11 protein-coding genes are annotated in these 11,881 nt (G+C 68.1%); 4 read left to right on the forward strand and 7 right to left on the reverse strand.

The window, feature by feature from the left end:
• Positions 1–236: 236 nt before the first annotated feature.
• Both VF643_RS15220 and VF643_RS15225 read left to right on the forward strand, forming a co-directional pair.
• The gene (locus VF643_RS15220; RefSeq protein ID WP_331044238.1) at positions 237–1,553 is read left to right on the forward strand and encodes an amidohydrolase; all 1,317 of its coding nucleotides are present in this window, start codon (positions 237–239) and stop codon (positions 1,551–1,553) included.
• A gap of 26 nt (positions 1,554–1,579) precedes the next feature.
• Positions 1,580–1,966 (forward strand): VOC family protein, encoded by a 387-nt coding sequence (locus VF643_RS15225; protein WP_331044239.1) that lies wholly within the window; start codon positions 1,580–1,582, stop codon positions 1,964–1,966.
• Between the two features lie 57 nt (positions 1,967–2,023).
• On the opposite strand, the gene VF643_RS15230 is transcribed toward VF643_RS15225, so the two are convergent.
• From VF643_RS15230 to VF643_RS15240, 3 genes are all read right to left on the reverse strand, one after another.
• Entirely contained in the window at positions 2,024–3,196 is a 1,173-nt protein-coding gene (locus VF643_RS15230; protein ID WP_331044248.1) for an MBL fold metallo-hydrolase, read from the reverse strand.
• Between the two features lie 211 nt (positions 3,197–3,407).
• Positions 3,408–3,800, reverse strand: a complete 393-nt coding sequence (locus tag VF643_RS15235; RefSeq protein WP_331044240.1) for a DUF4345 domain-containing protein — start codon at positions 3,798–3,800, stop codon at positions 3,408–3,410.
• A complete protein-coding gene (locus VF643_RS15240; protein ID WP_331044241.1) occupies positions 3,797–4,258 on the reverse strand; it encodes a DUF2721 domain-containing protein in 462 nt (153 codons plus the stop codon). Before VF643_RS15240 ends, VF643_RS15235 begins: the two co-directional genes overlap by 4 nt.
• A 71-nt stretch (positions 4,259–4,329) precedes the next feature.
• Between VF643_RS15240 and VF643_RS15245 the strand changes: the two genes are divergently transcribed.
• Complete coding sequence (locus VF643_RS15245; protein WP_331044242.1) at positions 4,330–5,430, forward strand: GNAT family N-acetyltransferase; 1,101 nt, start codon at positions 4,330–4,332, stop codon at positions 5,428–5,430.
• A gap of 349 nt (positions 5,431–5,779) precedes the next feature.
• On the opposite strand, the gene VF643_RS15250 is transcribed toward VF643_RS15245, so the two are convergent.
• The 4 genes from VF643_RS15250 to VF643_RS15265 form a co-directional block, all read right to left on the reverse strand.
• Positions 5,780–7,180 carry an alpha,alpha-trehalose-phosphate synthase (UDP-forming) gene (locus VF643_RS15250; RefSeq protein WP_331044243.1) on the reverse strand — a complete coding sequence of 467 codons (1,401 nt, stop codon included), beginning with the start codon at positions 7,178–7,180 and terminating at the stop codon, positions 5,780–5,782.
• A complete protein-coding gene (locus tag VF643_RS15255; protein ID WP_331044244.1) occupies positions 7,177–8,958 on the reverse strand; it encodes a glycoside hydrolase family 15 protein in 1,782 nt (593 codons plus the stop codon). The genes VF643_RS15250 and VF643_RS15255 overlap by 4 nt, the downstream gene beginning before the upstream one ends.
• Positions 8,955–9,695: a trehalose-phosphatase gene (gene otsB, locus VF643_RS15260; protein ID WP_331044245.1), complete on the reverse strand. Its 741-nt coding sequence runs from the start codon at positions 9,693–9,695 to the stop codon at positions 8,955–8,957. The genes VF643_RS15255 and otsB overlap by 4 nt, the downstream gene beginning before the upstream one ends.
• 221 nt (positions 9,696–9,916) lie before the next feature.
• Positions 9,917–11,437: a fumarate hydratase gene (locus tag VF643_RS15265; protein ID WP_331044246.1), complete on the reverse strand. Its 1,521-nt coding sequence runs from the start codon at positions 11,435–11,437 to the stop codon at positions 9,917–9,919.
• An 80-nt stretch (positions 11,438–11,517) separates the two neighbouring features.
• Between VF643_RS15265 and VF643_RS15270 the strand changes: the two genes are divergently transcribed.
• Positions 11,518–11,881: hypothetical protein (locus tag VF643_RS15270; protein WP_331044247.1), on the forward strand; the 364-nt coding region annotated here is incomplete at its 3' end.

The raw sequence follows: 11,881 nt of genomic DNA on the forward strand, positions 1-11,881 counted from the left end.
ATGTTCATGGCAGGGCTCCTTCTCGTGGAACCCCGATCGTCTGCCTGCTGCCCGCAGCGCTCAATCCACGCGCTACGCTCGTTGCCTCACCTCAACCGAGCCCAAGCACCCATCCCGCGCAGCGGGTTCGTGCTTCCACCAATGATGGTCATTTGATGCGGCCCGCGATCTCGCCCGACTTCCGCTGGCGCTGTCGAGCATGTCGGCTATGATCCCCGCAACAAGGGGATTCATCAATGCGCTACCTGCTGCTCGCCACCGCGCTCATCGCTTCGCCCGCGCTCGCCGAACCCGACTATGCCCCCGCCGTGAAGGCCGATTACGACGCGTCGCTCGCCGCGATGTGGGACGATTTCCACCGCAACCCCGAACTCTCGTTCAAGGAAACCCGCACGGCCGCGAAGATGGCGGCGGCGCTGAAGACCGTGGCCGGCATGCGGGTGACGGAGAAGGTCGGCGGCACCGGCGTGGTCGGCGTCCTCAGCAACGGTGCGGGGCCGACGGTGCTCGTCCGCGCCGACATGGACGGGCTTCCCGTGGAAGAGAAATCCGGCCTCGCCAATGCCAGCAAGGTGCGTCAGACCGGCATCGACGGAGTCGAGGCGCCGGTGATGCACGCGTGCGGCCATGACACCCACATCACGTCGCTCATCGGCACGGCGCGGCGGCTTGCGGCGCTGAAATCGCGGTGGCGCGGCACGATCGTCTTCATCGTCCAGCCCGCCGAGGAGCGCGTCGGCGGCGCCGCGGCGATGCTCAAGGACGGACTCTACACCCGCTTCCCCAAGCCCGATTACGCTTTGGCCTTCCACTCCAATTCCGAAGGGCTGGCGGGCACCGTATCGGCATCGGAAGGCATTCAATATTCGTCGTCGGATTCGGTAGACATCACCATCCCCGGCGTCGGCGCGCACGGCGCCTCCCCGCACACCGGCAAGGATCCTGTGTATATGGGCGCGCAGCTGGTGATCGCGCTCCAGGGACTCATCAGCCGAGAGCGCCAGCCGCTTGCCCCCGGCGTCATCACGGTCGGCTCGTTCCATTCGGGCTTCAAGCACAACATCATCTCCGACGAAGCCCGGCTCCAGGTGACGGTCCGCGCGAATGACGAGGAAACCCGCGCCAAGCTGATCGCGGGAATCAAGCGGGTCGCGCGGGGCGTCGGCGAGATGAACGGCATGGCCGCGGACCGCATGCCGGTCGTCACCGTGATCGAGGGCACACCGACCACGATCAACGACACACCCCTCGCCCGCCGCCTGAATGCCGTCATGGCGCAGACGCTGGGGGCCGACCGCGTGTTGCCGTTCAAACAGGAGGGGATGGGTGCCGAAGACTTCGCCGCACTCGTCGCCGCCGATACGGGCGTGAAGAGCTATTATTTCGACGTCGGCGGCACGCCCCAGGCGGTGTTCGATGCGGCTGCGACGGGAGGCCCGCCGGTTCCCTCGCACCATTCGCCGCTGTTCAAGATCGCGCCCGAGCCGGTGATCGTCACCGCCACGATCGCGATGACCGCCGCGGTACTCGACCTGCTCAAGCCCGCGGCGTAGGCTGGGGGAAACATGGGAGAGAGCATTTGATCGGCTATGCGACGTTGGGCACCAACGACATCGACAAGGCGCTGAAATTCTATGATGGGTTGCTCGCGGTGATGGGCGGCAGGCGGCTGATGACGATGCCCGACGGGCGCGGCTTCACGCTATATGGCGCGGGCCGGGACAAGCCGATGCTGGCGATCACCAAGCCCCATGACGGCGGCACCGCGACCGCGGGCAACGGTACGATGGTGGCGCTGGCCGCCGACAGCCGCACGCACGTCGATGCGTTATACGCCAAGGCGATGGAATTGGGGGCGACCGACGATGGCGCGCCGGGTATTCGGGGGCCCGAGGAGATGGGCTTTTATGGGGCCTATTTCCGGGACGCCGACGGCAACAAGTTCTGCGCTTACAAGAGCGGCTGAGCCTAGTCTCGCCGGGAGAGGGAGAGACGCGAAGCGGCGAGGGGTGAGGACGGTCTTCTAACGCAAGGCCCGCAAAGCCGGCGTATCCATGCACCGCGACAGCGCCGCGCCGGATCGTTGCGGCATCACGCTTTCGCGCGGCGGTAAACCCGCGACGACGGGCGGCACCGCCACCGGTCGTCCGATCCCAACGGGCGCGAACCGTTTGTCCGGACGCTCGCCCACGATCCCGCTGCACGCCATCGCGGCCCCGAGTATTTTCGGTGGCGTATCGCGCGCTTCATAAGACAGGCGGAACGTCCCCCAATGGATCGGGATCGCCGTCGAAGCGCCGAGTCCGCGGAACACGTCCACCGCCTGCGCGGGGCCGATATGGCTTCCCGAGCTCATCTGCCCCGGCGCGAAGCGGAACGCGCCGATCGGGATCAAGGCCAGACGGATCGGCCCCAGCTTCGCCGCCTCCGCAGGCCAGCGCCCGTCGCCCATGCCGGTGTCGCCGGCGAAAAACAGGTTGCCGCCGGGTAGCCGCACTACGAAGCTGGCCCACAGCGCGCGGTTGCGGTCGGCGAACCAGCGGCTGCCCCAATGGTAGTTGCGGGTCACCGTCACCTCGAACGGCCCGCCCCCGGCCGGCGGCGATACCGGCAGGCTCTCGCCCCAATCCGCCGCCTGCGCGACGATCCCTTGCGCGCGCAGGATCGGGTCGTTGCCGAGCGGGGTGACGATCACCGGTCGGTCGCGCCGCCACAGCCGCTTGAGCGTCGCCAGGTCGAGATGATCGTAGTGATTGTGGCTCAACAGCACGAGGTCAATCCGCGGCAGATCGGAAAACGCCACGCCCGGCGCGATCGTCCGTCGTGGCCCCAGGCCGAACGGCCCCGCGGTGTCGGCATAGATCGGGTCGGTCAGGATGTTCATGCCCTGGGTCTGCACCAGCACCGTCGCATGGCCGATCCATGTCGCGACCATGGCGTCACCCGTCACCCGCGCGGGCGGCCTGGAAGGCATCACCGCGACCGACTTCGGCCAAACCGGCCGACCGTCGCTGCCGGTCAGTTGCCGCCAGAGGAAGCCGCCGCGCCAGCCGCCGCCGGGCACGCCCGCGGTGTCTTCGCCATCGGGGTTGAAGAAGCGCGCCCCATCGAAATGCCCGCTCGCCGGCCCCGCATAATAACGCCGATCGAGGAAGCGCGGCACGATCGTCGCCAGCAGCGCGAGCAGGATCACCATTACGAGCAGCGTCACGCCGATGATCTTCAGGACATTGGTCAAACGCAAGCAGCCCGCGAACGAGGGAAGGGCTATCTCAACGCCGGCCGATCCGCAAAGGGTGCAGAGTTCCGGCGGGCAAGCCCCGGTTCGCCGCGTGCAGGGTTGCCGACGCCCGCCATATTGCAAGAACGGAGCACAGTGCGCGATACCCTGCCGCAAGCGGGGAGGATCAACGGCGCCACTTTCGCGCCAGCCGCCACTGCCACAGCATCAGCAACGGCACGACGATCGTCTCCATCCCCAGCCCCAGCACATGGCCGCGGGACGGGATGCCGACCGCCAGCAGCGACATGCCCCGCGCCAGGCCGCCGACGACGATCAGCCCGCCGAGCAGGCGAAACCGCGCACCCTTCGCCTCGATCCGGGAAATGCACGACGCAAAGCCGATGCCGGTCGCAAAGAAGATGCCGGAGATGTAGCGGAAATGGCTGTCGAGATCGCGCGGCACGTCCGCCAGATGCCCGAACGGCGCCGGACCATATGCGATCCCCTGCCCACCCACGATAAACGGCAGCAGGCAGGCGATCGCCACCAGCCCCTGTAGCACGCGTTTCTCGATCATGGCCGGTCCTCGTTCAGCAATTCCTCGCGGACGTGGATCGCGCCTAGCGACACCCGCACCTCGATGATGAACCCGACGAGCGACGCGATCAGCAGCACCATCGCCAGGATGAAGGCAAGCGCCACGAAGGTGCCGAAATGCAGCTTGGCCAGTTCGGCGACGAACAGCAGCACCACGACGATGCATGTCATTACCGCGCTGGCCACGGCCAGGAAAAGCGAATTGTTGATGATCGTCATCCGCCGGTCGAGCAGCCGCAGCTCGCGGACATGGCGATCGTGTTCCGGCCCGGTCGAGCGCGGGTGGAGTTGCTCCACCGCCCGCGCACGGTCGATCACCCGCGACAGCCGCCCGGCCAGCACGTTGAGCAGCGCGCCGATGCCCGCCAGCATGAACACCGGCGAAAGCGACAGCGAAATCGTCTGGGCGATCGTCGAAAGCTCGGGAAGCGTCGGCATCGGCCTTCTCTGGCGCGGTGCGCGGCCGAGCGCAACGCCTTGGTAACCATGTCTCTCTAACCCGTTTGGCGATGACCAAGCCGATCCCGCCCGTCGCCTTTGCCGCGGCCGACCCCGTGACGCGGATCGAAACGGTCGACGGCCTACCGGCGGCCATCGACGCGGTGGCCGAGGCGGCGGCGGCGCCGTATCGCTTCCTGCGCGCCGGCTGGTTCGCCGCAGCGGTGACGGCTTACGGCGGTCAGGCCCGGACGATCGTGGCGTATGAGGACGAGGTGCCGGTCGCCGCACTGCCGCTGGTCGGCCTGGGTTCGCGCATGCTGGGGCTCGTGGCGGTGCCGGGCAGCTACTGGCCGTTCCGCAGCATACCGCTGTCGCTCGCGGCAAGCGATGCGGCGGCGCCCGCTCTGCTCGCCGGAGTCGCCCGCACCGCGCGGGGCTTGCGGATCGGACCTGTCCACGACGACGATCCCGCCGCCGCCGCGCTCATCGGTGCGGCCCGCGCGCAGGGCTGGGCGGTGATCGACCGGTTCGTGGCGCGCGACTGGCGCCTCGACATGGCGGAACAGCGGCGTGAGGGGGTCTGGCCGCGGCTGTCGACGTTGCGCAAGAACCGCTTCCACGAAAAGCATCTCGCCGCGCACGGCCGTCTGGACTGGCACTTTGTCGACGGCACGGATTGGCCGGAGGCGTTCGCGGCGCTTGGGCAGATCGAGGACCGCAGCTGGATTGCGACCAGCACCGACGGCGGCGACGCCAAGTTCACGCGGGCAGGTCACCTCGCCTTCTGGCAGGCGGCGGCGCGCGATCCGGTGCTGGCGTCGATGTTTCACGCAGCCCTGCTGACCGTCGACGGCAATCCGGCCGCCTTCTCCTTCGACATGGATGTTGGCACCACCAAATATGCGATCGCCAACAGCTACGTGCCGACCTTCGCGAAGCACTCGCCCGGCAAGTTGCTCTATTGGCGCAACCTCGCCGACGCGCTGGATCGCGGGATGGAGACGGTCGATTGGGGCGCAGGCGACCGCGGCGGCTACAAGCAGGTCATCGGCGCCGAACGCGGCCCCGCGATCCGCGACTGGCTCCTGCTGAGGCCGGGCGTGCCCGCGACGCTCGGCCGGTTGCTGGCAGGTGCATGGCGGCGCAGCGGTCGGGCGGCCGACATCTAGAGTCGAACTCGACCAGGCTTGCTCCCCCCTCCCGGCACGGGAGGAGAATTGCATATGGCCTGTTTCGGGGATGCAAGATCACCGCCTCCCCGGCGCAGGCCGGGGCCCAGGCTGGCATACCTGGATGGCAAGGTCCGTCCTGACGTCGCACGACCCGTGCGCCTGGACCCCGGCCTTCGCCGGGGAGGCGTGCTGTTCAAAGCGTATAAACTCCCGAAGGCGATATGCGGTGCCGAACAACTCTAGGCAGCCTTCATGGATCGCTGCCCAAAATACCGTTCGTGCTGAGCGAAGTCGAAGCACATTGCCCAGAGCCAGACCCTTCGACTTCGCTCAGGGCGAACGGAAATCAGGGAGCGCAAGCCTTCTCCTTCACGGCCGCGTCGCGAAGCGCGGTCAGGAACAGGTCGCACCACCAATGCACGTCCTCGCGCCGGACGCTGTCGATCAGCGCCTCCCAGCGGCGGATGCGTTCGGCGCGCGGCATCGACAGCGCGGTGACGATCGCATCGGCCATCTCCTCGGCGCTGTACGGGTTGACCAGCACCGCCTCCTGCATCTGCGCCGCCGCGCCGGCGAAGCGCGACAGGATCAGGACGCCGGGGTCTGCGGGGTCTTGCGCCGCGACATATTCCTTGGCGACCAGGTTCATGCCGTCTCGAAGCGGGGTGACCAGCGCGACCCGCGCGGCACGGTAGATGCCGGCCAGTTCGCCGCGCGGATAGCCCTTGTTGACGTAGCGGATCGGCACCCAGTCGATATCGGCATATTCGCCGTTGATCCGCCCCGACAATTCGTCGAGATCGGCGCGGATTTCCTGGTACGCGCTCACCTTCTCGCGGCTCGGCGGTGCGATCTGGAGCATGTAGACCAGCCCCTGCCGCTCGGGGTTTCCGCTCAGGAAGCGTTCGTAGCCCAGGAACCGCTCGCGCAGCCCCTTCGAATAATCGAGCCGGTCGACGCCGACGATCAGGCTGCGGCCGGTCGCGGACATGTACATCCGCTCGCGCGCGAACCGTGCCGCGTCCGACGTCGCGGCTTCCTCGAACCCCGCGGTCTCGATGCCGATCGGCGCGACGATGGCGCGGATCGTGCGGCCGCCCGCGGTCAGCCGCCCGTCCGCGCCCTCGCTGCCGCCCATCTGGGTCAGCACGTAATCGCGAAAGCTGTCGAGCCAGTCCGCGGTCTGGAAACCGACCACGTCATAGGCGAACAGCGACTCGACCAGCTTGCGGTGGCTGGGCAGCGACAGCATCAGACCCGTAGGCGGCCAGGGGATGTGCAGGAAGAAACCGATGCGGTTGGCGATGCCGCGGTCGCGCAATTCCTGCCCCAGCGGAATCAGATGGTAATCGTGGACCCACACCAGGTCGCCCGGCTCGACCTGCGGCACCACCGTGTCCGCGAACCGCCGGTTGACCCGCGCATAGCCGCTGTCGAACTCGCGCTCGAATTCGGTCAGGTCGATGCGGTAATGGAACAGCGGCCAAAGGGTCTTGTTGGCGAAGCCGTTGTAATATTCGTCGACGTCCTGCCGCTCCAGGTCGATCGTCGCGGTGACGACGCGCCCGTCGCGCTGGAAGTCGATCTCGCCCGTGAAGCATTCGGTTGTCTCCCCCGACCAGCCGAACCACAATCCGCCATTGGCGCGCAGCGCCGCGAGCAGCGCCACCGCCAGCCCGCCCTGATTGCCCCCCGCACCCTTGGCCGGCGGCTGGACGCGGTTCGATATGACGACCAGCCGGCTCACCGCACCGCGCTCCACGGCTTGCTCAGCAGCACCGCGCAATTGATGAGCCCGACCAGCGAATAGGTCTGCGGATAATTGCCCCAGAGTTCGCCGGTCGCGGGGTCTATATCCTCGGCCAGCAACCCCGCCGCGGTCCGCCGCGCGACCATCTCCTCGAACAGCGCGCGCGCATCCTCGGCGCGTCCGGTCGCGTGCAGCGCCTCGATCAGCCAGAAGGTGCATACGTTGAACGCGGTATGCGGCAGCCCGAAATCATCCTCGGTGGCATAGCGCAGCATGTAGCTGCCGCGCCTGAGTCCTTCCTCCACCGCCACCAGAGTGCCCTGGAAGCGGGGATCGTCGGGCGCGAAGAAGCGCAGGTCGAGCAGCTGGATCAGGCTGGCGTCGAGATCGTCGCCGCCGAAGGTCGCCGAGATGCGCTGCGTCTCCGGCCGCCACGCCGCCGCCTCGATCGTGGCGCGCATCACGTCGGCACGCCCCTGCCAGAACGCCTCGCGCTCGCTCAGCCCCAGCGCATGCGCCGCCTTGGCCAGCCGGTCGCACGCCGCCCAGCACATGGCGGCCGAATAGGTGTGGACATGCGCCTTGGTGCGCAGTTCCCACAGCCCCGCGTCGGGCTTGTCATAGACCTCCCAGGCATGTTCGCCGATGCGCTCCAGCGCGTGGAAATCCTCGACGCCGGCGGTGCGGTACAGCCGCTCGTCGAAAAACGCCTGGACGTTCGACAGCACGATCTGGCCGTAAGCGTCGTGCTGGATCTGTTCATAGGCCTGGTTGCCGACCCGCACCGGCCCCATGCCGCGATAGCCGGGCAGGCCCGGCTCGATCCGCTCGACGATCCCCGCCTCCCCCGCGACGCCGTACAGCGGCTGGACGTGGCCGCCCTTGGCCGCATCGACGATGTTGCGCAGATATTCGAGATACCCCTCCAGCACATCGAGCGCGCCCAACCGGTTCAGCGCCTGCACGGTGTAATACGCGTCGCGGATCCAGCAATAACGGTAATCCCAGTTGCGCCCCGAATCGGCATGTTCGGGCAGGCTGGTCGTCATCGCGGCGACGATCGCGCCGGTCTCTTCATGCTGGCACAATTTCAGCGTGATCGCGGCGCGGATGACGACGTTCTGCCACTCGACTGGGGTCGCCAGCCCGCGCACCCACTGCCGCCATTCGGCGATCGTGCGCGCCAGCATCCCGTCGACCGCCTCGTGCAGCACGCCGGTGAAGCTCTCGTCCGGACCCAGGAACATGTGGAGCGGCCGTTCGAGCCGGAACCACGTCTCCTCCGCCACCCGCCCGACCGGCGCGTTGGTCGTCAGCCGCAGCGTCTGATCGGCCATAAGGAAGCGGATGTGGTTGGACCCTTGCGTCCGCGCCGCCGCCTCGCCCCAGCGGGTCGCCACGCGCAGCGCCACGCGGATGCGCGGGGAACCCGCCACCGGCCGCACGATCCGCGCGAACGCCGTCGGCCGGTACGTCCGCCCCTCGCGCACGAAGCGCGGCGCGAAATCGACGATCTCCACCGCATTGCCCGGCGCATCCTCGTGCCGGGTGACCAGCACGGGCGTGTTGCGCAGATACTGCTGTTCGGTCTTGACGCCGCCGTCGAGTTCGATCGCCCAGAAGCCGGTCTCCGGCTCCTCATGGTCGAGCAGCGCCGAGAATGCCGGATCGCCGTCGATCCGCGGCACGCAGCCCCAGACGAAGCGCCCGCCGCGGTCGATCAGCGCCGACACCTGGCAATTGCCGATCGGCCACAGGTCCAGGTTCGGGATCATGTCGTCACCCCCGCCAGCCATTCCCGAAGCGCCGCGACATCGGCGAGTGCATAGGCCGCCGCGGTTTCGCGCGGCTCGCCCACCAGCACCCCCGCACCGCCCAGCTTCACGGCCGCGGCAAAGCCGTCCTCGTCGGTCACGTCGTCGCCGAACACCAACGGCCGCGTGCCCCGCATCGCGGGCGTTTCCATCAGCGCTGCCACCGCCTGCCCCTTGTCGCCGGGCGCACGCAGTTCGACCATCATCTTGCCGTGCTGGACGACGAGATCATGCTCCGCCGCCAACCCTTGCGCAAACGCCCGCGCAGCGTCCTGTGCGGCAGGCGCAGCCCGGTAATGCAGCCCCGCACCGAGCGTCTTGCGCTCGAAGACAATGCCGTTCGCGCGCGCATAGCCCGCCAACGCATCTGACGCCGCGTCGAGTCCTCCCGGCGCTACCGCCGCCGATGCGGTCACGCCCGGCACGCGCCGCTCGGCACCATGACTGCCCGATACTGCCAGCGAGGAAAGCGCGTCGCCGAAGAAGTCATCCAGTTGCGCGATCGACCGCCCGCTGACGATCGCCACCCGTCCCGGCAGCCGCGCGGCGACCTGCGTCAGCAGCGCGATCAGCGCCCGGTCGACGATCACCGCGTCCGGCGTTTCCGCCAGTTCGACGAGCGTACCATCGAAATCGAGAAACAGGCTGGCATCGCGCCAATGCGGCGGCGGTGGGGACAAAATCTGGGCAAGCGTCATGCCCCCAGAACCGCCATCACCCCTCGCGCGTTCCGCTGCACCTGCGAAAGGATCGGCGCTGGCCGTGGACCTACATTGCGTCACCCTGGCGCAGGCCGGGGCCCATCATCCCGCAGGCGTCGGCCAAAGAGGCTCCAAGCGCTACGTTCGCCGAACCACGGACCCCGGCCTTCGCCAGGGTAACGCGTGGCGAATGCAGACACGCGCTCCTCAAGCCCCCCTCAAACCCGCTCCAGCAACCCCTCGCGCGCGATCCGTTCGCGCCACACCAGCGGCGCCAGCTGGTGGACGTTGTTGCCCATCGCATCGACCGCGACGGTCACCGGGAAATCGGCGACCTCGAATTCGTAGATCGCCTCCATCCCCAAATCCGCGAAACCGACCACCTTCGATCCCCGAATCGCGCGCGCGACCAGATAGGCCGCGCCGCCGACCGCCATCAGATAGGCCGAACCCGCCTCGCGGATCGCGTCGGTAGCATCCGCGCCGCGCTCCGCCTTGCCGACCATCGCGAGCAGCCCCTGGCCCAGCATCATGCGGGTGAACTTGTCCATCCGCGTCGCGGTGGTCGGCCCGGCCGGGCCGACCACTTCGGCGCCGACCGGATCGACCGGCCCGACATAATAGATCACCCTCCCCGCGAAATCGACCGGCAGCGGCTCGCCCGCGTCCAGCATGTCCTTGATCCGCTTGTGCGCGGCATCGCGACCGGTGAGCATTTTGCCATTGAGCAACAGCCGGTCGCCATGTTTCCACGACGCCACCACCGCGGGCGTCAGCGTGTCGAGATCGACGCGGATGGCGGCCTTGTCCGGGGTCCAGCGCACGTCGGGCCATTCGCTCAGCTTCGGCGGCTCCAGATAGGCGGGGCCGGAGCCGTCGAGGGTGAAATGCGCGTGGCGGGTGGCGGCGCAATTGGGGATCATCGCCACCGGCTTGGACGCGGCATGGGTCGGCCAGTCGAGGATCTTGACGTCGAGGATGGTCGACAGCCCGCCCAGCCCCTGCGCACCGATGCCCAGCGCGTTGACCTTGTCGTAAAGTTCGATGCGCAGCGCCTCGATATCGGTGCGCGCGCCGCGCCGCTTCAGCTGCGCCATGTCGATCTGGCCCATCAGCGATTGCTTGGCGAGCAGCATCGCCTTTTCCGCGGTGCCGCCGATGCCGATCCCCAGCATTCCCGGCGGGCACCAGCCCGCCCCCATCTGCGGCAGCATCTCCAGCACCCAGTCGACGATCGAATCGGACGGGTTCATCATCTTGAACTTCGATTTGTTCTCCGAACCGCCGCCCTTGGCCGCGACGTCGATCGACACCGTGTTTCCGGGCACCAGTTCGACGTTGAGGACGCTCGGCGTATTGTCCTTGGTATTGCGCCGGGTGAACGCCGGGTCCGCCAGGATCGAGGCGCGCAGGCGGTTCCCGGGGTGCAGGTACGCGCGGCGCACGCCGTCGTCGATCACCTCCTGGAGCGAGCGCGCGGTCGTATCCAGCCGGCAGTCCATGCCCCATTTGACGAACACCGTGACGATGCCGGTATCCTGGCAGATCGGCCGGTGCCCCTCGGCGCACATCCGCGAATTCGTCAGGATCTGCGCGATCGCATCCTTGGCGGCGGGGTTCGCCTCTGCGGCATAGGCATCGCCCAGCGCGCGGATGTAATCCATCGGGTGATAGTAACTGATGAACTGGAGCGCGTCGGCGACGCTCTCGATCAGGTCTGCGGCGCGGATAATGGTCATGGCCGAACCACTATGGTGCCGCGGCGATCAGTGCAACGGCCGCTAACCCTTTGCCAATTCTCTCGTCCTATCACGGTGTCATGGGACTCACTCGACCTGCCGCGCATCGTTCGCCACCCGCTTCGCTCAGCTTCCTCGACGCGCTGGGCCTCGCCGAGTTCGACGACCAGTCGGTGCGCGACGCGGGGGAGGCGCGGCTGGTCGAGGTGGCGACGCTCTGGCCGGTGGTGGTCGCGGTGCTGGCGCTGACCTCGGCCGGCCTCGTCGGCGCGCTGTCGTGGTGGAACCAGCTGACCGCTGGCACCACCGCGCTCGCCGTGGCACTTGCCGCGCTCGCGCTCGGTGGCTGGGCGCTGTTGGCATTGCCGGTCGCGCGCACGCTCGCACCGCATCGCCGCACCGGCCTGCTCGCCGGGCTCGCCGCGCTGCTGGCGGTCACATTGT

The organism is Sphingomonas sp. (genome assembly GCF_036387595.1).
Taxonomy (GTDB): Bacteria; Pseudomonadota; Alphaproteobacteria; order Sphingomonadales; family Sphingomonadaceae; genus Sphingomonas.

Coding starts and splice junctions, on each gene's coding strand:
- VF643_RS15245 (WP_331044242.1), top strand. CDS start 4,330: ATGACCAAGCCGATCCCGCCCGTCGCCTTTGCCGCGGCCGACCCCGTG.
- otsB (WP_331044245.1), bottom strand. CDS start 9,695: ATGACGCTTGCCCAGATTTTGTCCCCACCGCCGCCGCATTGGCGCGAT.
- VF643_RS15235 (WP_331044240.1), bottom strand. CDS start 3,800: ATGATCGAGAAACGCGTGCTACAGGGGCTGGTGGCGATCGCCTGCCTG.
- VF643_RS15255 (WP_331044244.1), bottom strand. CDS start 8,958: ATGATCCCGAACCTGGACCTGTGGCCGATCGGCAATTGCCAGGTGTCG.
- VF643_RS15220 (WP_331044238.1), top strand. CDS start 237: ATGCGCTACCTGCTGCTCGCCACCGCGCTCATCGCTTCGCCCGCGCTC.
- VF643_RS15240 (WP_331044241.1), bottom strand. CDS start 4,258: ATGCCGACGCTTCCCGAGCTTTCGACGATCGCCCAGACGATTTCGCTG.
- VF643_RS15265 (WP_331044246.1), bottom strand. CDS start 11,437: ATGACCATTATCCGCGCCGCAGACCTGATCGAGAGCGTCGCCGACGCG.
- VF643_RS15230 (WP_331044248.1), bottom strand. CDS start 3,196: ATGGTGATCCTGCTCGCGCTGCTGGCGACGATCGTGCCGCGCTTCCTC.